Here is a 25,933-nt window from a genome sequence, read left to right on the forward strand (position 1 = left end):
ACGAGGGGATTCGGGCCTGGATGGCGCCGCAGGACCAGCCGCACGAGCGCTTTGAGTTCCCCGAGGAAGTCCTGCCCCGCGGCAACGCGCTCTAAACTGGCGCTGGCTGTCGAACGCTTGAGTTCTCTTGATCCTTTACGTGAGAGCTGAGGCCGAGCGTTCGCCTATTCAAGTCTTGGATTGGATGGGTAGGCGCTCGGCCATTCCTAAGCTCCTTTGCTTTTCACCTCATATCTTTTGCTGTACTGTGACCTTTACTGTTTTCGGAGGCTGGCCTCAGTGACTTCAACGACGTTTGGTTCCGCAGCGATGCAGGATCGCACCCAGGGCGGGTTCGCCTGGTGGGCCGGGAATGCTCGCTTGATCAATCTTTCCGGTCGGCTTTTGGGCGCTCACGTAGCCCACGCCGGCCTGATCGTCTTCTGGGCGGGGGCGATGCTGCTGTTTGAGGTGGCTCACTTCACGCCGGATCGGCCCATGTACGAGCAGGGGCTGATCCTGATGCCCCACGTGGCCACTTTGGGCTGGGGAGTTGGCCCAGGCGGCGAGGTGATCGATACCTACCCCTACTTTGTGATCGGTGTGCTGCACCTGGTCTCCAGCGCGGTGCTGGGTCTGGGAGGCATTTATCACGCCGTGCGCGGCCCGGAAACCCTGGAGCAGTCTTTCCCCTTCTTCGGCTACGACTGGAAAGACAAGAACAAGATGACCACCATCTTGGGGATCCACCTCATCCTGTTGGGGTTGGGGGCTTTCCTGTTGGTGGCCAAGGCCATGTGGTTTGGTGGCGTCTATGACACCTGGGCTCCGGGGGGTGGCGACGTGCGGGTGATCACCAACCCCACGCTCAACCCGGCGGTCATCTTCGGCTACCTGTTCAAGTCTCCCTTTGGCGGCGACGGCTGGATCATCAGCGTGGACAACATGGAGGATGTGATCGGCGGCCACATCTACATCGGCATCATCTGCATTGCCGGTGGGATCTGGCACATCCTCACCAAGCCTTTTGGCTGGGCCCGCCGTGCTCTTATCTGGTCGGGAGAGGCCTATCTCTCCTACAGCTTGGCGGCGGTCTCGCTGATGAGCTTTATTGCCACCTGCTACATCTGGTTCAACAACACCGTTTACCCCAGCGAGTTCTACGGCCCCACCGGCCCGGAAGCCTCGCAAGCCCAAGCCCTCACCTTTATCGTGCGCGACCAGCGCCTGGGGGCGAACATCGGCCAGGCCCAAGGCCCCACCGGTCTGGGTAAGTACCTGATGCGCTCTCCCACGGGCGAGATCATCTTCGGCGGTGAGACGATGCGCTTCTGGGATGTGCGGGCCCCTTGGAAAGAGCCGCTGCTGGGCCCCAATGGCTTGGATCTGGACAAGCTGAAGAACGACATCCAACCCTGGCAGGCCCGCCGTGCGGTAGAGTACATGACCCACGCGCCGCTGGGATCCCTGAACTCGGTGGGGGGTGTGGCTACCGAGATCAACACGGTGAACTTCACCAGCCCGCGCACCTGGCTGGCAGCCCACAACTTCATCTTCGGCTTCCTGTTCTTCGTCGGTCACCTGTGGCATGCTGGTCGCGCGCGCGCCGCTGCTGCCGGCTTTGAGAAGGGGATCAGCCGCGAGAACGAGCCGGTTTACCGGATGAAGCCGATCCGATAAGCCCGGAAGTCTCTCGGAGATCACAACCTTTGGCCCCCGGCAGGGGGCCTTTTTTTGGGGATCCCCCCTGCCGGGATGGACAGAGAGGGAAGCACGGGTAGAGACTGGGAAGGCCGAATGCGCAAATCAAGATGCACAAAGTTCCGGTTACGGTCATCACCGGATTTTTGGGATCCGGCAAGACCACTTTGATCCGTCACCTTTTGCTCAACAACCAGGGCCGCCGCATCGCCGTAGTGGTCAATGAGTTTGGCGAAGTGGGCATCGACGGCGAACTGCTGCGGGATTGCCAACTCTGCGAGGGAGGGGGCTCCATCCCCATTCTGGAGCTGGCCAACGGCTGCCTCTGCTGCACGGTGCAGGAGGAGTTCTTGCCGACCATGGAGGCTCTGCTGCGGCGGCGGGCAGAGCTGGACTGCATCCTGATTGAGACTTCAGGATTGGCCTTGCCCAAGCCGCTGGTGCAGGCTTTCCGCTGGCCCACCATTCGCACCGGCGCCACGGTGGATGCGGTGATTGCAGTGGTGGATGGCCAGGCCCTGGCTTCTGGGCAACTGGTGGGGGATCTGGCGGCGCTGGAGGCGCAGCGTCAGGCCGATGAGAGCCTGGATCACGAGACTCCCATTGAGGAGCTGTTTGAGGATCAGTTGAGCTGCGCTGATTTGGTGCTGCTGAGCAAGGTGGATCAGATCACGCCGAAGGAGCGAACCCAGGTGGAGAGCTGGCTGCGGCAACAATTGCGCCCTGAGGTTCGAGTTCTCCCCTGTGAGCGGGGCCAGGTTGCCCCAGAAGTGCTCTTGGGCTTCCAGGCGGCGGTGGAGGATCAGTTGGAGCGCCGCCCCAGCCACCACGACTTCGAGGAGGAGCACGAGCACGAAGCTTTTGAGTCTTTCTGCCTCAGCCTGGAGGGCAGCTATGAGCCGGGATCCCTAGTTGCCCAACTGCGTCAACTGGCTCAAGAGGAATGCCTCTACCGGGTAAAGGGGTTTGTGGCCGTGCCCCACAAGCCGATGCGCCTGGTGCTGCAGGGGGTGGGATCCCGATTTGAGACCTACTACGACCGCCCCTGGCGCCCGCAAGAGCCGCGGTTGACCCGCCTGGTGTTCATCGGCCAGAGGCTCGACCGGGAGCGCATTGCTGCTCAGCTTCAAGGCTTGGCTCACAGAGAAGCAGTGGCCTCTGCCGGCTGATCCCTGTCGGGATCCCTTACCCCTGGGGAGAGGGGAGTTGCGTGACTCTATCAAAGGTGGCCTAGAGGTAGGCGTCGAGAAGAGAGGCTACGGTAGGGAAGCGGCAGGGCAAGCCCAGCGCTGCTGGGGAGAGGGCCGGATAGACAAAGTGGCGGTGGCGCAGGCAGTACTCATCCCAGGCCGAAAGTCGCACCCGAAGTAGGAAGGCTAGGGCGCGAAATAGGCCGATGGGCAGGGGCAGGCGGAAATAAATCCGTTTTTTAAAATAGGCGCACACCTGCTCTACGCATTCATCCACCGACAAGGGGGGGTTGCCCAACACCCAATCCCCTCCCCCCGGCGGATGGGCCACCCAATGGGCCACCATCTCGGCCACATCGGCAGCGTGGATGAAGTGGAAGCTGGCATCCACCCGCAAAAAGCGGATCAAATCCAGCCAGCGGAGCACCTCCTTGAGGCCGGCGGTGATGTGGGAGTAGGGGTGGTGGGGGCTGCCGCCAAACAGCAGGGTGGGGTAGAGGGTGAGCAGGCGATCTGGCCAGAAGCTGCTTTCCTGCCGTCGCAGCAGCATCGCGTACTTGCTGCGGATGTAGTCGGTGCCGGCCTGGCCGGCGATGGCCAAAGGTTCTAACGCTTGATTCAAAAGGCTGGCAGTGGAAAAGTAGATCACCTGCTGACAGCGCTCCGGATCCAACAAGCTGAGCAACTCCAAGGTGTGGGTGACGTTCACCGCCCAGGTCAGGGTGGGATCCCCCCAAGCCGCCGCCATGTGGATCAACCCATCCATCTGCCGCAGCAGGGCGGCGTGTTCCCGAATGCGCAGGAGATCGCCGGCCACCAGGGTGATGGGGGCAGGCAAACGCTCCGGGGGCAACCGCAGGCGGCTGGGGTTGCGGATAAGAATGTACAGGTGGTAGGCGGGCTGCTCCGGAAACTCGGGATCCCTTTGTTGGGCCAGGCGCTCCAACACATAATGCCCCAGACAGCCGCTAGCGCCGGTAAGAAACAGGTTTCGCAAGAGATCTTCCCAACGGCAACTCATCGAAAAAGCTTCTGACTAGTCTACCGCCTTAGCTTGCGCCTGCCGGATTGGCTTAACCCCCAATTCCCCTAACGGGCAACTGCGCCCTGTTCCAAGCCAGGCAGCAACCTGGAAATTTGGCCGCGAGAATGGCAGCATAGTTCGACAGGGATCCCACTCCCAGGGAGATTTGGACCTCGCTCAACTCGACTTCTGCCTGTGGCCGCAACCTCTTCTCCCCCTGCTGGACGGGTGTTCAGCCTTTGGCCTCCCCTAGCCCTTGTTTTGCAGCGGCTGGTCCAAGCGGTGCCGGTGCTGCTGCTGATCACGGTGCTCAGCTTTTTGCTCCTGCAACTGGCCCCCGGCGATTTTTTGGATCCCTTGCGGGCGGATCCCAGTATCAGCCAGGAGTTTATCGCCCAGGAAGAGGCGCGGCTGGGCTTGGATAAACCCTTGCTTTGGCAGTATTTGACCTGGCTGGGCAATCTGCTGCAGGGGGATTTTGGCGTCAGCTACACCTATCGCGTGCCAGTAGCGCAGCTCATCCTCTCCCGCGCCGGCGCCACCCTGCTGTTGGCAGTGTGCTCCGTTTTGCTGACTTGGATGATCGCCATTCCGCTGGGGATCCTGGGGGCGCTGCAGCAGAACACTCCTCTGGATCGGGCGTTGCAGTTGCTCAGCTACCTGGGGCAGGCCATGCCCAGCTTTGTGCTGGCCATTTTGCTGCTGATCGTGGCCCAAAACGTGGGCTGGCTGCCGGTGGGCGGGATGACCAGTGTTTATTTTGCCGAGCTGGGTTGGGGGGGAAAGCTGCTGGATCTGGGCCGTCACCTGCTCTTGCCCACGCTGGCCCTGAGCATCACCAGCTTTGCCGGGCTGCAGCGGATTACCCGCGGCAACTTCTTGGACGTGCTGCGGCAGGAATACATCCAGGCGGCGCGGGCGCGTGGGATCCCGGAATGGCAGGTGATCTGGCTGCATGCATTGCGCAACGCCGTCAACCCCTTGATCACGATCTTGGGCTTTGAGTTTGCCAATTTGCTCAGCGGCTCTTTTATTGCCGAGTTTTTCTTCAACTGGCCGGGGCTGGGCAAGCTGCTCTTGGAAGCGGTCCAGAGCTTCGACATCAACGTGGTGATGGCCGGGCTTTTGCTGGGGGCCGTGATGCTCATTCTGGGCAATTTGTTGGCCGATCTGCTCTTGATGTGGGTGGATCCCCGGATCCGACCTGAGTCTTTGCTTTAGGGGCTTTGGATCCTTCCCCAAGAGCTCAGGTTTCCTGTTGTACATTGGGTTCAAGTTGGAAAACGAGGGATCCCCCATGCACTTTCAACCCGACGGCGCTCTGGGCGACAGCTTACCTGGGGTAGCTGCGGAAGCAGTGGTTTGGAATGCGCTGCGGCAGGCCCTGGGATCCGATCCCGGCTACCTCCTCCATCAGTTCAGTATCTATAACCATCAGGGCCACGTCACGGCCAAGCCCGACATCCTATTGATTCATTTTGAACTGGGCTTTTGGGTTTTCGAGTGTAAGGGCTGCAACCTTTACAATATCGAAGCCATCGACGGCAGCCAGTGGCGCATGCGGGAGTGGCACAGGGAAACCGAGACCCCCTTGGGGCAGGCCGATAACCAAATGTTTCAGATCAAGAATTGGCTGCAGCAAAATCCGGAAACCCGGCCTCTCCAAGCTCGCGTTGCCTGGCAATATCGGCTGGCTTTGCCTCGCATTCGGCGACAAGAATGGCAGGAGCGCTTCGGGGATCCCCCGTTTCTCGGGGCGCTGCTTTTTGCAGATGATTTGGAGCATCCAGAGCAGTTGCGGCAGACTCTGTATGCGGCCAAAAAGGCCAATGGCGCTCCTCTCAACGCCACAGAATGGGAAGTGATCCTCAAAACGTTGGGAATAAAGTTGGGGGATCCCGGCGATGACCCAATATCTTACAGCTACGATCCCCAGGCGGTGATCCGTCGCGTCCAAGAGCAGATCTTTAAGCTTGATGAAGACCAACGCAAAATTGCCACCCAATATCCTGAGGGGCCACAGCGGTTGCGGGGCCTGGCGGGGACAGGCAAAACGGTAGTCTTGACTCGCAGAGCGGCCAAGATCCACGCCGACCACCCCGATTAGGACATTGCGGTAGTTTTTTACACCCGCTCTCTCTATCACCAAATTCGCGAGCAAATCTCAAAGGTCTGTCAGAGCAAGTTTGACCTTGAGCCGGACTGGAAAAAGATCCAGGTGATGCACGCCTGGGGATCCCAAAATCAAACTGGGTTCTATCGATTGCTCGCTAACGAATGTGGCTTAACGCCCAAAAGCTTGGAGCGGGCAAAGGAAGAGCTAAGGGATAAAAATGACTATACAACTGAGCCCTTCGACTACGTCTGCGAAAAGTTAGAAAAAGAAGCCAAGGAAATCCCTCAGCTCTTCGATGTTATTTTGATCGATGAAGGTCAAGATTTGCCCCCTGCCTTTTACCGTTTAGCCTATCGGGCTTTACGGGATCCCAAACGGCTCTATTGGGCCTATGACGAAGCCCAGGGCATTGGCTCGCTGACGGTGCCAGGAATAGCCGAGCTATTCGGGCGCGACGAGACAGGCAAGCCCAAAGTGCAGTTGGGAGGGCGGGCCACTGTGTTGCCCCATTGCTACCGCACTCCGAAGATTATTCTCATGGCTGCCCATGCCATCAACATGGGTCTTTTGCGTGGAGACCAGCCTTTGCAGGGAGTTACTCAAAAAGGGCAGTGGGAAAATTTAGGTTACGAAGTGGTAGAAGGCGATTTTCGTAAGCCTGGATCCACAATTACCCTCACCCGCAAGGCTTGCCATCCCATCGATCAAGAAGACTTTGAGCCCAAGGTGGATCCGCAATCGCTGCTAATCTGGCGCACCTTCCCTTCTGAGGAAGAGGAGCAGAATTGGATTGCCCAACAAATCGAGCGCGACCTGAAGCAGTGGAGTTTTCAGCCGGAGGATCTCCTGGTTACCGGTGTAGGCAGCTTCAAGAAGAGCAGACCTTATTGGGAAAGCCTGAAGGCCAAGCTCAAACAAAGAGGAATTAGAGCTCTCATAGCCGGCGAAGATGCCGGTCAGGATATTTTCCGCTTGCCGGGGCATGTCACCCTAGCGGGGATCTTCCGGGCCAAAGGCAATGAAGCTTGGAAAGTCTACGTTTGCCAGTTTCAAAACGCCACCGAACCGGGGCTCAGTGTGGAAGAGCAACTGCGCCGGCGCAACCAAGCTTTTGTGGCCTTGACACGCACCAAGATCTGGTGTGTCGTGACAGGGATCTCCCTCCAAGACCACCTGGCCCCCGCCTTTCAAGAGCTGCAGCAGGCCAAGGAACAGTACCCCTATCTACGCTTCCCGGCCTTTAATAAGGGATCCCTGCGGCGAATTCATGAAATAGATCCGGACTCGGAAGGCGTCTGATAGGCTACCATCTGCCCTCGAGCGAGCTCAGCTCTGCCATCGCTTTTGCCATGTCGTCCAAGTCGTTTACTCGCTCCTCAATAGCTGCAAGAATTTCGTCGTAGGCGGTGGCAGAAACGGAGCTGAAGCCCAGGGATCCCTTTCCAAACCCAGAGGGGTGGGCGGCAAAGTTGCTGCAGCCTGTTGCTTGGCGAGCTTGATTAAGGCGGGCGATCTCTTGGGCCAAAAGATCCCGTTTGCAGCGGAGTTGGTCAATTTTCGCAACGTACTCTTTCAAAAGTTGTACAAGCTCTTGTTTTTTGGCTTGCAAGTCTTCTATTGAGGCTTTTAGATTCTGCTCTTCTGTACGCAATTGTGAAAGCAATTCTTGCTGAGCTTGGATCTGGGATCCCAACTCAAAATAGGTTTGAGCATCAGTTCCATCGCCGGCTTTCTCTTCCTGCCGAAGGGGTGTCCAATTGGCAAGAGCAGCCCGCAGATCGGCCAGCTCGTTTTGCAGGTGCTGTAAACCTAGCTCTTGCCGGCTTTTGAGGTGCTCCAGAGATTGCTGATACATTTACGCTGAACACTGCTGAACATCACTGTTCAACTATGCAGCGATAGCATTCTGTTTGTTTCCATTCGCGTTAGCGGGACGGAGTCCAAACAGAATGGCGGTATCCCGCAAAGCTTTGAGTAGAATACCCAAAGCGCAGTTTCCGTGTCGTCTTACTACCAATTTTCTGCTTTGCTTTGGCTACCATGTTGGCAGACTCGAAAGTAAACAGAAAGATCAACTGGTAGTAATCCGTATTGAACATATTATACATTATTTTCAGTATAGTTGAGCTTATTATTGACTAGAGTCATGCTCCAGCAGGTGGATTTTGGCTTTGGACTCACTCCCAGCCAGGGCGGAGGCGAAGTAGCCGGTCATGCCCGTAGCCAAAGCGGCTGCCCCCGACTGCCACAGGGATCCGCCGGATCCCAGGCTGCCGAGGGCCACGGCAAGGCCAGCCAAAGCGGGAAAAGCATTGACCCAAAGCTGGCGAGGGGGAGAAGACGGCATCGTCGGCCCCAGAAACAGGTTTTCATTGATCCTAACTGCTGTTTGGGGAGGTTTCCTCACCCGCAGCCCTTCTCCCTTGAGGAGCTAGCAACGCAACTTGCAGCAACAGGGCTGCCGGGATCCCTTAGCCGATGCTGAGGCTGCTGATGTTGCACCGTCCCAGGGCAGGTGCCGTTCGCCTCACCAAGCCCGTCAGCACATTGCCAGGGCCGATTTCCCACACCTCTCGGATGCCGTCGGCGGCCATCTGCAGCACCGTTTCTCGCCAGCGGACTGGGGCAGTCATCTGAGACAGCAGTGCCTGCTTGAGGACCTGGGGATCTCGGCTAGCGGCAGCCGTGCAATTGCTGTAGACCGGCACTCGCGGAGCCTGAAAGTCAACCTCGCGCAAGGTGTGGGCAAAGGTTTCCGCCGCCGCCTGCATCAAGGGCGAGTGGAAGGCGCCGCTGACTTTGAGGGGAACGGTGCGCTTGGCCTGCAACTGCTCACAGATGGCCTGCACCCCCTCGACCGAGCCGCTGATCACGACCTGATCCGGGCTGTTGTCGTTGGCAATGACCACATCGGGAGTCATCTGGCACAGGTGCTCCAGCTTGTCGCGATCAAACCCAATCAGCGCCGCCATGCTGCCGGGGGGATCCCCTGCAGCTTCCATCAACTGGCCCCGCAGCGCCACCAGCCGCAGGCCAGTCTCAAAATCAAATACCCCCGCGGCGTAGAGGGCGCTATATTCTCCCAAGCTGTGGCCGGCTGTACAGGCGGGAGCCTGACCCTGAGCGTAGAGATAGTCCGTCAGCAGGGCCGATACAGTGAATAAAGCCGGCTGCGTGTAGCCGGTCTGATGGATCTGCTCTTCCGAGAGCGCCAGGGGATCCCATCCCAGCACCTCGCGGGCCACAGCCAACTTGCGGGCCGCCCCTGGCCAATCTTGTAAATCCCTTCCCATGCCCACGACTTGGGATCCCTGACCGGGATAGATCCAGGCAACGCTCATCAGTTCAATACTCTCCAACTCATCTGCCCCAACGAAAGACAATTGCTCCCCAGGTGAGGCCGGCGCCGAAGCCAGCCATCACCCCCAAATCCCCAGGGCCAAACCGCCTTTGGCCAATCCAGTCGGCCAGCGCAATCGGCACCGAGGCGCCGGAGGTGTTGCCGTAGCGCTCCAGAACGCTGGCCACCCGCTGGGGATCCAACTGCAGCCGCTTGGCCACAGCATCGAGGATGCGCTGGTTGGCCTGGTGGATGAAGTAGCCTTGCACGGCTGCTGCGGCAATCCCAGCTCGAAAGAGAGCCTTCTCGATAATCTCCGGCACCGCTTGGACGGCGAACTTGTACACCTCACGGCCGTTCATGGCGATGGGGCAGCAGCGGTATTGACCCACCTGCAGGGATCCCACCAGGGGCCTGGCCTCGGTGGCCATGGCCAGGCTGAGCAGCTCGCTGCCACTGCCATCGCTGCGCAGCTCGATGCTGAGGATGCCGCCGTCCCCCTCTCTTGCGGCTTCCAGCACCACCGCCCCTGCCCCGTCCCCAAATAGGACACAGGTGGTGCGATCTGTCCAGTCCACTGTGCGAGAGAGTACGTCCGCCGCCACCACCAGCGCCCGCCGGTACAGCCCGGTTTGCAGAAACTGGGCCGCCGTGGCCACAGCAAACACAAACCCTGTACAGGCTGCCGTCAGGTCAAAAGCCACCGCCCGTGTCGCCCCCAGCGCTGCTTGCACCCGCGGAGCGGAGCCGAAGCGATCGACGCCGGTGGAGGTGGCCAGGAGGATTAGATCCAGCTCCTGGGGCGGGATGCCGGCCTGCGCCAGGGCAGCCTTTGCCGCTTGCGCCGCCAAATCCACCAGGCTGAGGTCGGGGGGCAGGATGCGCCGTTGGCGAATGCCGGTGCGGGGCCAGATCCACTCGTCGGAAGTCTCCACGATCTGGCTGAGGTCGTCGTTGCTCAGGCAGGGAGTCGGCAGGGCAGCCCCCACCCCCACCAGCCGCACGCTCGGGAGGCCATTGCTGGGCATGAACGCTATCCTTCCACCCGATCCAGGGATCCTACCGGCAGGGCTTCTGGACTGGGGTTAGAGGCTGAGGCCAGAGGAGGAGCATTCTCTCCGGCATTGACTTTGGATGGGTGAGAGTCGGCCATTTCCGCTTGCAGCCGCTGTAGGATCTTCTGCTCCGCCGCCTCTTTGGCCAGGCGAATGGCATGGTAGACCATCGCCGCCTTGGAGCTGCCGTGGGTAATGACGCAGATGCCGTTCACCCCCAGCAACAAAGCGCCGCCGTATTCCACATAGTCCATGCGCCGCTTCACCTGCTTCAGATTGGGCTGCAGCAGCCAGCAGCCCAGCTTGCCACGCCAGCCGCGGGGCAACTCCTCCCGCAGCACCTGGGTGATCACCTGGCCGACGCTCTCGGCAAACTTGAGCAGGGCGTTGCCCACAAAGCCGTCGCACACCACCACATCAAAGTCCCCCGTCAGCACGTCTCGCCCCTCGGCGTTGCCGGCAAAGTGAATCCCCGGCAACTGGGTCAGGCGCTGATGGGTGGCCAGGGCCAGGTCGTTGCCCTTGTTGGGCTCCTCGCCAATGTTGAGCAGGCCCACCCGCGGCTTCTCAATCCCCAGCACGCACTGGCAGTAGAGGGATCCCATGCGGGCAAATTGTTCCAAGAAGCGGGGCCGGCAGTCCACGTTGGCTCCCACATCCAAAAGCAAGACCGGCTTGCCCTTCAAAGTGGGCAAAAGAGCACCGATGGCCGGGCGGTCGATCCCCGCCAATCGGCCCAAGTTGAGGTAGGCAGCGGCCATCGTAGCCCCAGTGTTGCCGGCAGCCACCACTGCATCTGCCTGCTTGGCGCGCACCTGTTGCATGGAGACGTTGATAGAGGCTTGCGGCTTCCTGCGCACCGCCAGGGGCTCTTCCGCCATGCCCACTACCTCCTCAGCGGGCACGACGGTGATCCCAGGAGGCAGGGGCCGGGGCAAGAAAGGCTCAAGCGCGTCTGGACGGCCGACCAGCGCAATCCCCACCTGAAGATAGCGATGGGCCAGCAGGGCGCCCTTGATCATCTCTTCGGGAGCGTAGTCACCTCCCATCGCATCAACTGCAATTCGCACGAGCTGACCTCACACTGGAACACTCCTGACAGATAAAATGCGGGGATCTCCGCTGCTCCTCTGCCTCGAGAAGTTGGGATCCCGCTATCTACAAGGCGCTACCGAATTTTACCAGATTTGCTCTCTTTGGTTGAGGCCGTCAAGCCCTTGACACTCCCAGCGCCTGAAGGCAGGGGATTCTTACGCAGCCCAAAATGGACTGGCGAAGGCGCTGTCAAGACGCCCCTAGATAGTCTTTTGAGGCATAACCTCAAAGTTCTGCTTACTTCGGAGGACTTCAGTTCCTCCAGGTTAGTCATTGCCGCGCGGGTTTGGCACCGCAGTAGGTTGTTTTCCTGGAGAAGCTCTAAAGAAGCAACTAAAGTGGCTCAAGGGCTTTTCCGCCCCGTCCTCAAGTACGGGGCTACCAAGCTATCCTTTTGTGTCAAAAGGAATGTGTGGGCACTGCCTGCTTGGGAAGACGACAGGACACAGCTCCTTACCGCTGGGTGAGGGCGGCCAGGAGCGATTGCACCTGCTGGACATGGGCGCTGGCCGTGGAGCCCCTTTCTTGATATTGAGCCAGCTCTGCCTCCAACTGAGCCAGTTGTTCCGCTAACTCCGCCCAGCGATCTCGCTCAGGGTAGAGGGTGGCCTGCAGATGGTTGAGGCGGCCCCAGGTTTCTGCCATCGCCTGGGTGCGGGCCCGCAGGGATCCCTCCTCTTGCTGCAACTGTTGCCACTGCTGCTGCAATTCCTGCTGCTGGCGGGCCAGTTGCTCTTGTTGAAAGGGCAGAGAGGATTCCAGTTGCTGGACGAGGGTTTGCAGGCGGCTTTTTTCTTGGAGAAGCTCCTGCTTCTGGCTGCCGATCTGCTCCAGGATCGGCCCGATATCGACCTGAACTGGGGCGGCAGCCTGATTTTGAAGCTGCCTAAGGCGGGCTTCCTGGCGGGCCAGCTCCTCGTATTCCCGTTGCAGGTTTTTCTCCTGAGGCAGCAGGGCTTCCTCTAGGGCGCTGCAGGCAGACTGGGCGTAGTCGATATCCATCTCGATGTCGAACCGCTCCTCCGGAGAGGCGGTGGCCAGCCGCTCTTGCAGCTCCCGCAGGGTTTGCCGGTTTTGCTCCAGCTCGGCCCGCTGTTGGCTGACCTGGGCCGCCCGCTGCTCGTAATCTCGGCGCAGTTGGCTCACCAAGGCCGCCAGCTCCTCGACCGAGATCGCAGACCCTGAGGCACCTGACCCGCCGTTGCTGCTGCCATCGACGATGAAGTCGTACTCCTGCACCAGGCAATAGGCTTTTTGGTACAAGCTCTCTTGGGATTGCAACTGCTGAAGGATCCTCTGCAGTTGCTCCTGATAGGCTCGCAGGGATCCCTGGCGGGCATGCCATTCGGCTTGGCTCTGCTCCAGGGATCGTTGGGATCCCCACCAAGCGGTGTGGCGTTCTTGCCAAGCGCGGTAGTCTCGATCCAGCTCGTCTTGCCGGGCCTGGGCCTGCTGACGTTCTGCTTCCAGTTGGGCAATCTGTTGATTCAAGTGCTCCTGCTGCTGCTGAATGTGGCTTTTTAAACTCTGGAGAAGAGCCAAGGGATTCGCGGAGAAATGTAAACTCTCCTGAACTTCTTGCAACAAAATCTGGAGCTGGACCGCTTCTGCTTCCCCCAGCCGGCTGGAGCGGGCCTCTTGCAACTGAGCTTCCAGTTCCTGCCGTTGCCGGTTCAGGGCTTCTCGCTGTTCTCCGATCAGGCGCTGCTGCTCGGCCAGGTAGGCCTGCTGGGCTGCCAACTCCTCTTTGAGGCTGTCTAGAAGCTTGCGCTCTTCCTCCACGCCCTTGTATTGCTCGTACAGCCGCCGCACCTCCTCTTCTTGGGCTACCAGCTCCATCTCGCGGCGGGTCAGCTCATGCGCCTGAAAGGTGAGGGACTTGCGCCAATTTTCAATCTCTTCCTCTTGGCTGCGGGCTTTGAGCTGAAGTTGGCTGAAGTTTTGTAGGTAGGTCACCAGTTGGCGAGCGGCTTCGTTGATGCGGGTAATCTGACGGCTGCCTGTGATTTCTGCCAGCACCAAGGCCCCATCCTTGAAGCGCCCGGCCTCCTGGGCGATGCGGCCCTCTAGAGTAATGGATTCTTCGTTCACGGCCACCCAGGTGTTGTCCTGCTGCTGCTTGGCTAGCAATTGCAGCGACGATTTGGCAAACCCAATCGGCTTGGATAGCTCTGCCAGGTACAGCACGCCCGAACTCCTTCAAAACAGCATGGACAGCAATATCCCAAACTCTGCCTCAGCCGAGCCTTTGCCCACAGTTGGGCAAGATGGGGAGACGAAACGGCTGCCGGAGCAAGGCACCCCGGGGCGCGAAAACCTGCGTCAAGCCTCTCGCTTGACCCGGGTTGACTTGGATCTGTCTCGAGCCATCTCGTCCTGAGCAGCACCTTTGTCTTGCCTCAAGCAGCGCCTCCGCCGGCTCTCTGCTTAACTGGCAGTCTAACCGGCATCGGCTGCTGCTCAGCCCTAAACTCAACCATAGAGTAAAAAAAACACCTTTGCCAGAGGCGGTTTGGGGATATTCGGAGTAGCTATTCAAACCGACAGCAGCACACTAGAGTAGTTTAGGGTGAGGTGTAGAGTTCTGTTCAGGGGTGGTATGGAGCTGGAAGGTGAGCTGCTTGCCGTTCGTCGGCGTTCCCCTGCCCCAGCGGTGGTGGTGGCCTCGCAGGTGTACCGGACAAAGGCTCCAGAGGCCGAGCCACGCCACATTTTGGAGGAGATCGTCTGGCACAAAGAGCAGGAGGTGGAGCGCCAACGGGAACAGCTTCCTCTGAAGCAATTGCAGCAGCAACTGGAGCAAGCGCCACCGGTGCGGGATTTTGTGGCGGCCCTCACCCAATCCCCTCACCCCGTTTCCCTTATCGCTGAGGTGAAAAAAGCTTCCCCCAGCCGTGGGGTTCTCCGCGATCCCTTTGATCCGGTGGCCATTGCCCAAAGCTACGAGGCGGCGGGAGCCAGTTGCCTGTCGGTGCTCACGGATGAGCGGTTTTTTCAGGGCAGCGGCGAGTACTTGCGCCAGATCCGCCAGGCGGTAGGGATCCCCATCTTGTGCAAGGAGTTCATCCTCTACCCTTACCAAATCCTCTGGGCCCGCACTCTGGGAGCGGATGCGGTGCTGTTGATTGCCGCCATTCTCTCGGATGCGGACTTGGGCTATTTTCTCAAGCTCATTCAGCAACTGGGCATGGCGGCTCTGTTGGAGGTGCACACTTGCCAAGAGTTGCAGCGGGTTTTGGCCTTGCCGCACCTGCAACAGGCCAAAGGACGGGTGCTGATCGGCATCAACAATCGGGATCTCAAAACCTTTGCGGTGGACTTGAACACGACGCGGGATCTCTTGGTCGCCCATCGGGAGCGCCTCGGCGATCTGCCGGTGGTCAGCGAGTCTGGCATCCACACCCCTGCTGACTTGCAGCAGTTGCGCAGTTGGGGGGTGCGCGCTGTGCTGGTGGGGGAAGCGCTGGTAACGCAGCCGGATCCCGGCCAAGCCGTCCGCTCCCTGTTGTCATCCCAGTAAGCCCAGGATTGTCAATGGATCCCAAGAAGGGCCTAGATCGATGAAACGTATTCCTGTGCCGGCTCACGTCCACTACGAATTTCTGCTGCGGGTTCTCGAGCGGCAAACGTTTCCCACTGTCGAAGAGCAGGATTTCGGCAACCGAGGCCGCACGCAAGAGCTGATCAACTCTCTGCGCAAAGCCCTGACCCAACAGTTGCAACTGGAAGAGGACTGGCGACAGCGGGGCTATCAGGTAGACTACCGCTGGAACATAGAGGAGCCTCAGCCACCCTCTTGACCTTCCAGCCCACTGGAAGGTTTAGCATCAAGCTGGTGGCATTGGGCTGGGGAGGTTTCCCAGGATGCAAGTTGTTTTGACGGTGCCGAAGCTGGCCTGCTCCGCTTGTGTGGACACCATCACGCAGGCGGTGCGGCAACAGGATCCCCAGGCGCAGGTGGAGGCGGATCCCAAGACCAAGCAGGTGCGGATTACGTCTGAGCAGCCGGAAAGTGTCTGGCGGCAGGTGCTCGCCCAAGTGGGCTATCCGCCGGCCTAGCGATTTTTCCCTTGCCCGTCGGCAGTAGCGGGACAAGGTTCACAGGTGTGGTTTTCCCCTGGTTGGGGGAAAGAGGGCTTTTGCTATTAATTTTTGCTCTGAGGACAGCCATGTCTGATTCGGGTTCCCATTCCGCTGCCCCGGGCCTGTCCGCCTCATCTGCTGGCGGCACTTGGCGCTTGGCTATCCAGGGCATGAGCTGCGCCTCCTGCACTGCTGTCATTGAACAGGCCCTCAGTCGCGTGCGGGGCGTTACGGCACAAGCGGTCAACTTTGCCAGCGAGCAGGCCATCGTGCGAGGGGATCCCCGGCTGGTGAATCCGCAAGCCTTGATCCGGGCGGTGGAGCAGGCGGGGTATCAGGCGCGCTTGGTCGAAGACGATTGGCAACAGTCCGATCCGACCGACCCAGAACGGATCGCCCAACGGGCGGCAGAACGGGAATTGAAGCTGAAGGTGGCAATAGGAGTGGGCCTCAGCACGGTGCTGCTGATCGGATCCCTGCCGATGATGCTGGGGATGGACATCCCGGGCTTTCCCATGTGGCTGCACAATCCTGGGTTGCAGTTGCTGCTGACGGCTCCGGTGCAGTTTTGGGTGGGCAAGCATTTTTATCGAGGCGCTTGGGCCGCTTGGCAACGGCGCTCGGCGGATATGAACACGCTGGTGGCCTTGGGGACGAGCGCGGCTTTCTTCTATTCCATTTTCCCAACGGTTTTCCCCGACTATTTTCACCGGCAAGGACTGCACCCGGATGTCTATTATGAGGTGTCGGCGGTGGTCACCACCCTGATTCTGGTGGGCAAGTGGATGGAGCAACGGGCCAAAAGGCAAACCTCTGAGGCCATTCGCAAGCTGATCGGGCTGCAACCGAAAACGGCAAGGGTAATTCGCCAGGGGGTGGAGCAGGATATTCCGATTCGGGAAGTGCAGGTGGGGGATCGGATCCGGGTGCGCCCCGGTGAGAAGGTGCCAGTAGACGGGGTGATCCTGGAAGGATCCTCCAGCCTGGACGAGTCGATGGTGACGGGCGAGAGCCTGCCGGTGAGCAAGTCGGCAGGAGATGAGGTTATCGGGGCCACCCTCAACCAGACGGGCAGCTTTGTGATGGAAGCGCGGCGGGTGGGCAAAGATACGCTTCTGGCCCAGATCGTGCGCCTGGTGCAGGAGGCCCAGGGATCCAAAGCTCCCATTCAACAGGTGGCGGATCGGGTGACGGCCTGGTTTGTGCCGGCGGTGATCGGGGTAGCCATCCTAACTTTTGTGCTCTGGTGGGGGCTGGCGGGCAATCCGACGCTGGCTTTGGTGAACACCATTGGGGTGCTGATCATCGCCTGCCCTTGTGCGCTGGGGTTGGCCACCCCCACCTCGATCATGGTGGCGACGGGGCGGGGGGCAGAACTGGGGATCCTGGTGAAGCGGGCCGAAAGCCTGGAATGGCTGGCCCATCGCCTGGGCACAGTCGTCCTGGACAAAACCGGCACCCTCACCGAGGGCCGTCCCAGCGTCACCGAGATCTGGACGCCAGGATCTTCCCCCCTAGCCCTGTTGCGCCTGGCAGCAGCGGTGGAACAACACTCGGAACATCCGCTGGCCCAGGCAGTGGTGCAAAAAGCCGAAGCCGAAGGCATCTCGATCCCGCCGGCCCAGCACTTTCAGGCAAAAGTGGGCGAGGGGGCAGAAGCCTGGGTGGAGGATCAGTGGGTCGGCATCGGTCGGCTGAGCTGGTTGCAGGCGATGGGGATCGCTTGGGATCCCTCTTGGTTGGAGCGGGTTCAGACCTGGGAAAGCCAGGGCAAAACGGTGATCGGCGTGGCGCAATCCCACCGTCTGGTGGGGCTGTTGGCCATTGCCGACCCCATTAAACCCACCTCCCCTGTAGCGGTGCGCCAGCTTCAGGAGATGGGCCTGGAGGTGATCCTGCTGACCGGGGATAACCCCACCACCGCCCAGGCCATTGCTCGGCAGGCAGGCATTCGCCGGGTGATCGCCCAAGTCCGCCCTGAGCAAAAGGCAGCCTATATTCGCCAGCTCAGACGGCCCCGCCACCGGGTAGCGATGGTGGGAGATGGCATTAACGATGCGCCGGCACTGGCAGAAGCCGATGTGGGGATCGCCATCGGGACGGGCACCGATGTGGCCATAGCCGCCAGCGACATTACCCTGATATCCGGCGATTTGCGGGGCGTGGTTACCGCCATTCAACTTAGCCGCGCCACCCTTGCCAACATCCGCCAAAACCTCTTCTTCGCCTTTATCTACAACACGCTCGGGATCCCGATTGCCGCCGGGGCGCTCTACCCCTTCACCGGTTGGCTGCTCAACCCCATGCTGGCGGGGGCAGCCATGGCCTTGAGCTCTGTTTCCGTAGTGGCTAATGCCCTGCGGCTGTGGCATTTTCGGCCCTCACCCCCAACCCCTCTCCCTGAGGTACCCTCACCCCCAACCCCTCTCCCTGGGGGAGAGGGGAGCTAGGGATCAAGGCAGGGGGCCGGGGCTATCCCCCCAGGGGGGCTTGGTGAACGGCAGGCGGCAAGCTAACCTAAGAAGCTCAGGCAGACTGGGGAAAGCGCGGTGCAAATCCGCCACTGTGACGCAACTGTGATGGGATCCCTCCCTCAGCCAGAACACCCACCTGCCCTTGTCCTGTACCCCTTGCGATTCACAAGGAACGGAGTTTTTTGTGTTGGATGTCCTCAGTTTTTCCCCTCCCCGTGCGGTTGGGCAGTTTTCTTCTCCTGCCTTGCCCCTGTTGCTCATCGGCCATGGATCCCGTGACCCTGAAGGGCAGCAAGCCTTTCTGGAGCTGGCCCAAGTTTATCAATCCCTCACCCCCCATCGGCCGGTGATCCCCTGCTTTTTGGAGCTAGCCCAGCCCAGTATTGCCCAGGGGGTGGAACAATGCTTGGCCCAAGGGTGGCAGGAGATCGTGGCCCTGCCGCTGCTGCTTTTTGGGGCGCGCCACAACAAGTTCGACGTGACGGTGGAGCTGGATCGTCTGCAGGCCCTCCACCCGCAGTTGCGCATCCACTACGGCGGGCCGCTGGGGATCCGGGTCGAGATCTTGCAACTGTTGCGGGAGCGATTGGCCACTCTGCTGGCTGCCCAGCCGCAGCAGATCCCAGGGGCGGAAACGGTGTTGCTGTTTGTCGGTCGCGGCTCCAGCGATCCCGAAGCCAACGCCGAAGCCTGTAAGCTGGCCCGGCTGCTTTGGGAAGGATCCGGGTTTGCTGCCGTGGAAACCTGCTTTATCGGCATCACCCATCCCCGCCTGCCGGTGGGTCTGGAGCGGGCCCTCTCTTGGCAGCCGCGCCGGGTGGTTGTGCTGCCCTATTTTCTCTTTACAGGGGTGCTGGTGAAAAAAATCGAGGCGGCGGTGCAAGAACGGCGACGCCAATACCCCGAGATCGACTGGCTGATGCTGCCGGAATTGGGCCTTGTGGACGCGGTGCTGCACAGCCTGCAGCAACTGGAGCAGGAAGCTCTCCAGGGCCAAACCCTGATGAACTGCCACCTCTGCAAGTTTCGCCTGGCGGTGAGCGCAGAGCTGGGAGCGGGGCATACTCATCACCATGACCATGACTCCCATGGGCACGGATCCCATCACCATCACTCTCACCATCACCACAACCACGGCCATACCCCCGCAGCAGCAGCGGATCCCTGGGCCGAATTGCAGAGCTACCACCAGCGGGCTTGGCAAGTGCCCTAAGCGAGAAACAGAGGCTGCCGGCGGGATAAACTGAGATGCAGGCAGGCGATCTGTGAACCTGACCTCTGGTTCTCCTGCTCCGGTGGTTCTGCTAGCGAAAAAACAGAAACGATGATGTTCTCCCGCTCCTCTTGGGTCTCAGGTGCCGCTGCCGCGGGGAGCGGGATCTTTGTCTTCGCGTTGGTGGTGGGCCTGCTGGATCAGATCCTGCCGACCCTGCCCAAGGTTTCCCTGTCCTTGGCCGGGATCCCTGGGCTCCTGGCTGCAATTGGGGCCTCCTACGGGGTTTGGCGGCTGGTTCAGATGGGTCTGCAGTCGGGCTCCTGGACTGATTTTCGGGCCTCGCTGGTAGCGGCTCTGTCTCCCTTTGATCCCGCCGATTATGGCGGCAACCCTCGGCAACCCGAGGAGGATTCTCTCCCTTTGCAGTCGGTTGACGAGGATCCTCGAACCCAGATCCGCGATCGACAAATTCTTGATCAAGCTGAGCAGCAGACGGAAACTGAAACCGAAGTAAGCGAACACACTCAAGTAAGACTGCAGGGCGAGCAGCACCAGGATCAAGCTTCGCAGGCCAAGGCCCAACAGTTGCAGCCCCTACAAGAATTGTCATCACCTTCTTCCCCAAGCCCTGAGTCGGCAAAACCCACACCAGAGCCAGAGCTCAACCAAAAACTTCGCCAACTCCAGATGCAGGTCGCCACTCTGAAAATAGAACTGGAACTCCAAGAAATCCAACTGCAGCAGTTGGAGGTGAGGCGGACTCGGCTTCAGCAGCAGAAGCAGAAACTCAAGCACGTTCTGCGTCGCACGGCGTCCGAAAATCAAAGGCTGCGCTTCTTACAGGAGCAAAAAGCCCGGCAACTGGAGCAAACTCAACAGGAGCTGCAAACTTTGCGAGAGTCCTACCGCGCCTTGCAAGTTCTCCAGGAAATAAGCTCCACCCTAACCCAAAACCCATCTCACGAAAGGGCGGAAACGGAGTCCTCTGGATCCTCCGACTAGCCGACCCGCTTTAGAACAAATACACTCCCCTCGCTGCCCCGACCCAGCCGCAAGTCTTCATCCAAATAGGTGATATCCAGCCAACCCGTTGGCTCGCGGCGGCGGATATCGATTTGAATAGCCGGGATCCGCTCCGGAGCCCGCTCGAGCAGATAGAGAAAACTCTCGATCTCGTAGCTCATCAAGGCCTGGGATCCGAGCACCAAGCGCTCGAAAATGACCCTGACCCGGCATTCCGACTCTGGGTAGAAGCGGGCCGCCACCGCCACAACTCCCCGGGGCAGCCAAGCCTGCAGCCAGCCGGATCCCTGGATCTCCGCCACGTTAAAGACCCGCCCAGCTTTGGCCCGAATGCACTGGTAGATCTCGCCGGTGGTCAGAAGGGGCAACTGGGCCAGCCGCAGCAGGTCTGTGCTGGTGGTAAATAGGGTAAGCCAGTTCCCCTCCAACTGTTCAGGAACAGAGGTTGGCCTGGGGGTGGGGTTGAGCGCCTCCAAAGCAGCAATGTGAGACAAGATCTGGGCTTTCTGGTCAGGGGAAACCTTCCGGCCTCGGTCAGCCCCCTCCAGCAGGCGCAACAGGGCCAGCTTTTGCTCAGCCAAAGACTCAGGCATGGGCACACTCCACAGGCACCGGCCCTATTCTAGAGAACACGGGATCCCTCTGCCCTCAACCCTCCGCTTCCACCGGCTTCAGATTTAGATTTATTAGATCCGCCACCTGCTCGTACCCCAAGCCGGCCCGCACCAGCAGCGGCTCCGGCCCCGTGAGATCGATCACCGTCGAGACCTGGGCCCGATAGGGAGCCTCGTCATCCAGCACCAAATCCACCTGTTTCTCCAACTGTCGCATTTCCTCGGCGGTAAAGATTCCCCCCTCTTCCCAATCCCCAGCAGAGTCAAAACCCACCTCCAAAGAGCCGACGGGATCCCCGCCCAGCTTGGCCGAGGTGGAGACGATGGGATTGCCCAGCTCGGCCAACAGCGCCTGACAGATGGCCGAATCGGGCACGCGGATGCCGGTGGTTTTCCGCTTGGGATCCATGACCAACTTGGGCACCAGCTTGGTGGCCGGCAGCAAAAACGTAAACGGGCCCGGGATCAGCCGCCGCATCAGCCGATAGGCGGGATCGCTCACTTGGGCATACTGGGCAATTTGGGAAAGCGAAGGGCACAAAAAGGTGAGGGGCTTGTCGTTGGAAAGCCGCTTGAGACGCCTTACCCGCTCCACCGCCTGCTTGTGGGTGACATCGCAGCCAATGGCATAGACCGTATCGGTGGGGTAAAGCATGACCGCCCCTTCCCGCAGAGCGGCTGCAATCCGTTGGATGGAACGGGCCTGGGGATGCTGTGGATGGAGCTTAAAATACTCGGCCATTCGGGAGAAAAAAGCAAAACCTCAAGACTCGGAGCGGCTAGGGCTTTCCACCACTTCCGCAACTCCCCCAGAACGAGGGGTAGGCGGCACCGACAGGGATCCCTGCGGCCAATCTTTTAGCCGTTGCATCAGCGCTTGAATATGCAGACGAGGCAAATAGGGCCAGTCGCCTGCTTCCTCCAAATCCTGAAGCACCCGATAGAGCTCTTGCCGGGTGTTGGGCAAAGACTCTCGGAAGGCCCCCTCCAAAATCGTGCGGTGCAGATCCTCCAACAACCGCAGGAGCATCAACAGCTCCACACAAGCTCCCGCCCTCGCCTGGGCCGCCTGCTCAATGGCCAACTTGATCTGGCGCAAATCGGGGGGCAGATCCTCCGCCGAGATATACATAGCCGCTCATCTCTGAGTTTTGGGAAGGCAGGGGCACTCCTATTCTAAGATTCTCCTGCCCCCGAACTGGCTGGATTTTGCTAGCCGCCGCGGGTCGATGGAGATCCGGATCCCGGCCCAGGCACTGCCACACCCGCTGCAACAAGGGCTCCAGCCCCTGCCTGGCAACCGCCGAGATGGCCGATACCGGGGCACCGGCAGCCATTGACAGCCGCTGGGTGCGCTCGCTCACCTCCTGGGGCTCAAGGGCATCGATCTTGTTCAAAACCACAATCTGCGGCTTGTCGCTTAGCCCGTGGCCGTAGGCGCGCAGCTCCTGCTGAATGATTTGGTAATCCCTGACGGGATCTGCTGCTGTGCCGTCCACCAGGTGGATCAACACCCGCGTGCGCTCCACATGGCGCAAAAAGTCGTGGCCCAACCCCACCCCTCGGTGTGCCCCCTCGATCAGTCCGGGAATGTCGGCAAACACCACCCCATCCCCGGCAGGATGGGGCACCACTCCCAAATTGGGCTGCAGGGTGGTGAAGGGGTAATCGGCGATCTTGGGCCGGGCGGACGAGACCACCGAGATCAGGGTGGATTTGCCCGCATTGGGCATACCGACGATCCCCACCTCGGCAATGAGCTTTAGCTCCAGGCGCAGGCGTCGCCGCTCTCCCGGTTGGCCCCTGGTAAATTGGCGGGGAGCCCGATTGTGGTTGCTGAGAAAATGGGCATTGCCCAGGCCGCCTTTCCCGCCCCGAGCCACCAGCAGCCGATCCCCGGGCTGCACCAGATCCCCCAGCAGCTCGCCGGTCTCTGTGTCGAACACCATTGTGCCGCAGGGCACCCGCACCAGCCGATCCGCACCACTGGCGCCACTGCGATGGTTGGGCCCCCCTTTGGCCCCATGTTCTGCCTTGATCACCGGCTGAAAGCGAAAATCCAACAAGGTCTGCAGGCCGGGATCTGCCACCAGGATCACCGAGCCGCCCCGTCCTCCATTGCCCCCTGAGGGCCCTCCGGCGGGCACATACTTTTCCCGGCGAAAGGCAACAATGCCATCTCCGCCGTTCCCCGCCTGCACTTCAATTTCCGCCTGGTCGATAAAGTGCAATCGCCCCTCTCCCACCTGTGGCCCTCTCTCTCTAGCTTGGCAGGATCGCGAGGAAGTTTGCCACAAAAGCTGCCCTCTTAAGCTACTATAGTATTTCCCAAGCCATTGCCTGTCCCGCCTGGGAGGGTGAGCGAGTATGGGAGCTGTTCCTTACAAGTTCAACTGCTAATTCGCATCAACTGCTCTGCTGTTACACCCCTATGAGTCGATTCACCGCTGCTGCCGATGTAGGTTTCACCACCGAGGACTTTGCCGCCCTCTTGGATAAGTACGACTATCACTTCAGCCCTGGCGAAATTGTAGCTGGCACGGTATTTTCGGTGGAGCCGGGCGGTGCGTTGATCGATATTGGGGCCAAGACGGCTGCCTTCCTGCCTTTGCAGGAGATGTCCATCAGCCGGATAGAGGATCCGCACGAGGTGCTGCAGCCGGGAGAGACGCGCGAGTTTTTTATCCTCACCGAAGAAAATGAAGAGGGGCAACTGACCCTCTCCATCCGCCGCATCGAGTACATGCGGGCCTGGGAGCGGGTGCGGCAGCTACAAAAAGAAGACGCCACGGTGCGGGCCACCATTTTTGCCACCAACCGCGGAGGCGCCCTGGTGCGTATTGAGGGACTGCGCGGCTTTATCCCCGGCTCCCACATCAGCAGCCGCAAGCCCAAGGAAGAGCTGGTGGGCGAAGAGCTGCCCCTGAAGTTTTTGGAGGTGGACGAAGACCGCAACCGACTGGTGTTGAGCCATCGCCGCGCCCTGGTGGAGCGGAAGATGAACAAGCTGGAGGTGGGCGAGGTAGTGGTCGGCACGGTGCGCGGCATCAAGCCTTACGGTGCCTTCATCGACATTGGCGGCGTCTCTGGCTTGCTGCACATTTCCGAGATCTCCCACGAGCATGTCGACACGCCTCACAGCGTCTTCAACGTCAACGACGAAGTGAAGGTGATGATCATCGACCTAGACGCAGAACGGGGTCGCATCTCGCTGTCTACCAAGCAACTGGAGCCCAATCCCGGCGACATGCTGCGAGATCCCAAGCTGGTTTACGAAAAAGCAGAAGAAATGGCGGCCAAGTACCGCGAGCAACTGCGGGCTGCCAAGCAAGGACAAGTCGAGGAGGCGCCGCTGGAGGTTTCGGAAGAGGAGCTGGAATACGCGGCTGCGGCGGTGGAGTAAAGCCATCTTGCGGAGAGCCTTCGGCGGCCAAGGCTTGCCGGTTTGTCTCTCCCTTAGCCTAGCTGGGATCCCTGGCCAAGAGGGGTGTCGGGTGCGGGTACAGCAGCGGTGAGAGTTTGCTTGTCCATGAGCGTTTGCGGCTACCTCTACACGCCCGCCCATGCCTCTTGGCCAGACCAGGAGCTGGCCTGGTTGAAAGCACACGGGGCCGATCCCATCTGGCACGACTGGGGATCCCGCATCCATCTGGAAGAGCTGTTGCAGGGCATTGCCGCCGGATCGGTGCAGCAGGTGCTGCTGGTGCGCCTGGCGGATCTGGGGGATCGAGTGGAGGAAGTCCACCAACGGCTATTGCAGATCCAACAAGCGGGGCTCCGCCTCAGCTTGGTCAACGAGTCCGGCCTGCACACCCCCAGCGCTGCTGCCGATTGGATCCCGCTGCTGGCCGAGCTCCCCCATCAATTGCAGAGCCGCCGCCTCTGCTGCAGCCAAGCCCAAAACCGTCTAGCGGGCAAGCCTCCCCCTGGGCCTGCCCCCTTTGGCTACCGCCGCGAAGGGGATCGCTACGCGCTGGATCGCCGCCAAGCCCCCATTGTTCAGGATTTTTTCCAGCACTTTCTTCTCTACGGATCCTTGCGCCAGGCGGTGCGCTTCATCGCTGAAAAACACCACAAGCGCATTTCGGTGGCCACCGGGCGCAACTGGCTGCTCAACCCGGTCTATCGTGGAGATCTGGCCTACGCCGACGGCACCGTTCTGCGCGATACCCACCCGGCTCTCCTCAGCCGCGCCGAGGCCGCCCAGATCGATCGCTGGCTCAAACGCAACCAAAAGATCCCGCGCCGCAGCGCCAGCGCCCCCCGCGCCTTGGCCGGCCTAGTCCATTGCCGCGTCTGCGGCAGCCTTCTGCGCATTGTGCAAACCACCCCTCGCAAGGCCAAGAAGAACGGCTCCTCCTACCTCTACCTGCGTTGCCAAACCTGTCGCTACAGCCTCCACTACGCCGCCGTTCTGCAGGAGGTGATCCGCCAAGTCTGCCAACAGCTCCCCCAGCGGGCCCAAAACCTGGATCGGCAGGCCCTGGATCAAACCCGCCAACAGCTCCAAGCCCAGATCCAAGCCAACAGCGAGCGGCTGCGACAACTGGAGGAGCTGCAGCAATCTGGACTAATGGACGAACCTGCCCTGGCCCAGCGCTGCTACCAGTTGCGGGCGGAAACGGCCCGCTTGGCCCAAAAGCTGGAACAGCTCCCCCCCGCCAACTTCCTCCAGATTGCCCAAACTCTCTCCATCCCGCCCTTCTGGCAAGACCTCAGCGAGAGTGAGCGCCGCGCCTACCTGCGGGAATTCCTGCGCAGGGTTGAGGTGGATTCTACAGGGGCCGTGCAGATGACCTTTGCCTTCGATCCCTAAGGGATCCCTTTTGAATTGCCGATTCCGCCGCTCCTCTGGACATTGAGACAATTCTTGAGACCCGCCCTCACACCGGGAACAGGGATCCCGCCAGCCGTCTCCATCGGGTTGACGGGAGCATGACTCTAGTCAATGATATGCTGGACTATACTGAAAATAATGCCCAGTATGTTCAGTATGGCTGCTTGGTATGGCTAGGTATGTAAA

Annotated in this window: 24 protein-coding genes, 1 pseudogene and 1 riboswitch; of the genes and pseudogenes, 14 read left to right on the forward strand and 11 right to left on the reverse strand. The window is 60.3% G+C overall.

Annotation, left to right across the window (positions count from 1 at the left end; all coding sequences use genetic code 11):
- From ACVWXC_RS11755 to cobW, 3 genes and pseudogenes are all read left to right on the forward strand, one after another.
- Positions 1-95, forward strand: a pseudogene (locus ACVWXC_RS11755) (photosystem II protein D2); the annotation flags it as partial.
- 214 nt (positions 96-309) lie between these two features.
- Positions 310-1,659, forward strand: a complete 1,350-nt coding sequence (gene psbC, locus ACVWXC_RS11760) for a photosystem II reaction center protein CP43 (RefSeq protein WP_041438536.1) — start codon at positions 310-312, stop codon at positions 1,657-1,659.
- A gap of 131 nt (positions 1,660-1,790) precedes the next feature.
- A complete protein-coding gene (gene cobW / locus ACVWXC_RS11765; protein WP_011431159.1) occupies positions 1,791-2,849 on the forward strand; it encodes a cobalamin biosynthesis protein CobW in 1,059 nt (352 codons plus the stop codon).
- 61 nt (positions 2,850-2,910) lie between these two features.
- On the opposite strand, the gene ACVWXC_RS11770 is transcribed toward cobW, so the two are convergent.
- A complete protein-coding gene (locus ACVWXC_RS11770; protein WP_414389557.1) occupies positions 2,911-3,891 on the reverse strand; it encodes an NAD-dependent epimerase/dehydratase family protein in 981 nt (326 codons plus the stop codon).
- Positions 3,892-4,089: 198 nt separating this feature from the next.
- Here ACVWXC_RS11770 and ACVWXC_RS11775 point away from each other — a divergent pair, with 198 nt between their 5' ends.
- The 3 genes from ACVWXC_RS11775 (at position 4,090) to ACVWXC_RS11785 (ending at position 7,309) form a co-directional block, all read left to right on the forward strand.
- On the forward strand, positions 4,090-5,115 hold the full coding sequence (locus tag ACVWXC_RS11775) for an ABC transporter permease (RefSeq protein ID WP_457392938.1): 1,026 nt from the start codon (positions 4,090-4,092) through the stop codon (positions 5,113-5,115).
- Between the two features lie 76 nt (positions 5,116-5,191).
- Positions 5,192-6,001, forward strand: coding sequence for an NERD domain-containing protein (locus ACVWXC_RS11780; RefSeq protein WP_457392935.1), 810 nt, complete (start codon positions 5,192-5,194; stop codon positions 5,999-6,001).
- Positions 6,002-6,193: 192 nt separating this feature from the next.
- Positions 6,194-7,309, forward strand: a complete 1,116-nt coding sequence (locus ACVWXC_RS11785) for a DEAD/DEAH box helicase (protein WP_457410478.1) — start codon at positions 6,194-6,196, stop codon at positions 7,307-7,309.
- Positions 7,310-7,313: 4 nt separating this feature from the next.
- On the opposite strand, the gene ACVWXC_RS11790 is transcribed toward ACVWXC_RS11785, so the two are convergent.
- The 6 genes from ACVWXC_RS11790 to hmpF all read right to left on the reverse strand — a co-directional run bounded on the left by ACVWXC_RS11790 (position 7,314) and on the right by hmpF (position 13,687).
- The gene (locus tag ACVWXC_RS11790) at positions 7,314-7,865 is read right to left on the reverse strand and encodes a hypothetical protein (protein WP_457392931.1); all 552 of its coding nucleotides are present in this window, start codon (positions 7,863-7,865) and stop codon (positions 7,314-7,316) included.
- 276 nt (positions 7,866-8,141) lie between these two features.
- On the reverse strand, positions 8,142-8,357 hold the full coding sequence (locus ACVWXC_RS11795) for a hypothetical protein (protein ID WP_457392928.1): 216 nt from the start codon (positions 8,355-8,357) through the stop codon (positions 8,142-8,144).
- 124 nt (positions 8,358-8,481) lie between these two features.
- Positions 8,482-9,351, reverse strand: coding sequence for an ACP S-malonyltransferase (fabD, locus tag ACVWXC_RS11800; protein ID WP_011431164.1), 870 nt, complete (start codon positions 9,349-9,351; stop codon positions 8,482-8,484).
- A gap of 19 nt (positions 9,352-9,370) precedes the next feature.
- The gene (locus ACVWXC_RS11805; RefSeq protein WP_011431165.1) at positions 9,371-10,378 is read right to left on the reverse strand and encodes a beta-ketoacyl-ACP synthase III; all 1,008 of its coding nucleotides are present in this window, start codon (positions 10,376-10,378) and stop codon (positions 9,371-9,373) included.
- A gap of 5 nt (positions 10,379-10,383) precedes the next feature.
- Positions 10,384-11,475 (reverse strand): phosphate acyltransferase PlsX, encoded by a 1,092-nt coding sequence (plsX, locus tag ACVWXC_RS11810; protein ID WP_457392924.1) that lies wholly within the window; start codon positions 11,473-11,475, stop codon positions 10,384-10,386.
- A 478-nt stretch (positions 11,476-11,953) separates the two neighbouring features.
- The gene (gene hmpF / locus ACVWXC_RS11815) at positions 11,954-13,687 is read right to left on the reverse strand and encodes a pilus motility taxis protein HmpF (protein ID WP_457392921.1); all 1,734 of its coding nucleotides are present in this window, start codon (positions 13,685-13,687) and stop codon (positions 11,954-11,956) included.
- Between the two features lie 412 nt (positions 13,688-14,099).
- Here hmpF and trpC point away from each other — a divergent pair, with 412 nt between their 5' ends.
- The 6 genes from trpC to ACVWXC_RS11845 all read left to right on the forward strand — a co-directional run bounded on the left by trpC (position 14,100) and on the right by ACVWXC_RS11845 (position 20,275).
- Positions 14,100-15,020 carry an indole-3-glycerol phosphate synthase TrpC gene (trpC, locus tag ACVWXC_RS11820; RefSeq protein ID WP_457392918.1) on the forward strand — a complete coding sequence of 307 codons (921 nt, stop codon included), beginning with the start codon at positions 14,100-14,102 and terminating at the stop codon, positions 15,018-15,020.
- Positions 15,021-15,060: 40 nt separating this feature from the next.
- Entirely contained in the window at positions 15,061-15,300 is a 240-nt protein-coding gene (locus ACVWXC_RS11825) for a DUF5340 domain-containing protein (protein ID WP_011431169.1), read from the forward strand.
- A gap of 64 nt (positions 15,301-15,364) precedes the next feature.
- Positions 15,365-15,559, forward strand: coding sequence for a heavy-metal-associated domain-containing protein (locus ACVWXC_RS11830; protein WP_011431170.1), 195 nt, complete (start codon positions 15,365-15,367; stop codon positions 15,557-15,559).
- Positions 15,560-15,669: 110 nt separating this feature from the next.
- Complete coding sequence (locus tag ACVWXC_RS11835) at positions 15,670-18,033, forward strand: heavy metal translocating P-type ATPase (RefSeq protein ID WP_457392913.1); 2,364 nt, start codon at positions 15,670-15,672, stop codon at positions 18,031-18,033.
- A 35-nt stretch (positions 18,034-18,068) separates the two neighbouring features.
- A riboswitch (cobalamin riboswitch) is annotated at positions 18,069-18,211 on the forward strand.
- Positions 18,212-18,241: 30 nt separating this feature from the next.
- Positions 18,242-19,270, forward strand: a complete 1,029-nt coding sequence (locus ACVWXC_RS11840; protein ID WP_457392910.1) for a sirohydrochlorin chelatase — start codon at positions 18,242-18,244, stop codon at positions 19,268-19,270.
- A 111-nt stretch (positions 19,271-19,381) separates the two neighbouring features.
- Positions 19,382-20,275, forward strand: coding sequence for a hypothetical protein (locus tag ACVWXC_RS11845; protein WP_457392907.1), 894 nt, complete (start codon positions 19,382-19,384; stop codon positions 20,273-20,275).
- On the opposite strand, the gene ACVWXC_RS11850 is transcribed toward ACVWXC_RS11845, so the two are convergent.
- From ACVWXC_RS11850 to obgE, 4 genes are read right to left on the reverse strand one after another with little or no spacing between them, the layout of a single operon-like run.
- Positions 20,272-20,889 (reverse strand): PAP/fibrillin family protein, encoded by a 618-nt coding sequence (locus ACVWXC_RS11850; RefSeq protein ID WP_099834780.1) that lies wholly within the window; start codon positions 20,887-20,889, stop codon positions 20,272-20,274. The two genes, ACVWXC_RS11845 and ACVWXC_RS11850, sit on opposite strands and share 4 nt — an antisense overlap.
- A gap of 55 nt (positions 20,890-20,944) precedes the next feature.
- Positions 20,945-21,652, reverse strand: a complete 708-nt coding sequence (locus ACVWXC_RS11855) for an L-threonylcarbamoyladenylate synthase (protein ID WP_011431175.1) — start codon at positions 21,650-21,652, stop codon at positions 20,945-20,947.
- Positions 21,653-21,673: 21 nt separating this feature from the next.
- Positions 21,674-22,042 (reverse strand): hypothetical protein, encoded by a 369-nt coding sequence (locus tag ACVWXC_RS11860; RefSeq protein ID WP_228375305.1) that lies wholly within the window; start codon positions 22,040-22,042, stop codon positions 21,674-21,676.
- A complete protein-coding gene (gene obgE, locus ACVWXC_RS11865) occupies positions 21,984-23,141 on the reverse strand; it encodes a GTPase ObgE (protein WP_011431177.1) in 1,158 nt (385 codons plus the stop codon). The genes ACVWXC_RS11860 and obgE overlap by 59 nt, the downstream gene beginning before the upstream one ends.
- A gap of 200 nt (positions 23,142-23,341) precedes the next feature.
- Between obgE and ACVWXC_RS11870 the strand changes: the two genes are divergently transcribed.
- Together ACVWXC_RS11870 and ACVWXC_RS11875 are read left to right on the forward strand one after the other, a co-directional pair.
- Positions 23,342-24,313, forward strand: a complete 972-nt coding sequence (locus ACVWXC_RS11870; RefSeq protein WP_011431178.1) for a 30S ribosomal protein S1 — start codon at positions 23,342-23,344, stop codon at positions 24,311-24,313.
- Between the two features lie 126 nt (positions 24,314-24,439).
- Positions 24,440-25,726, forward strand: coding sequence for a recombinase family protein (locus ACVWXC_RS11875; protein ID WP_011431180.1), 1,287 nt, complete (start codon positions 24,440-24,442; stop codon positions 25,724-25,726).
- The last annotated feature ends 207 nt before the right edge of the window (positions 25,727-25,933 follow it).

It is taken from the genome of Thermostichus sp. OS-CIW-20, assembly GCF_054061455.1.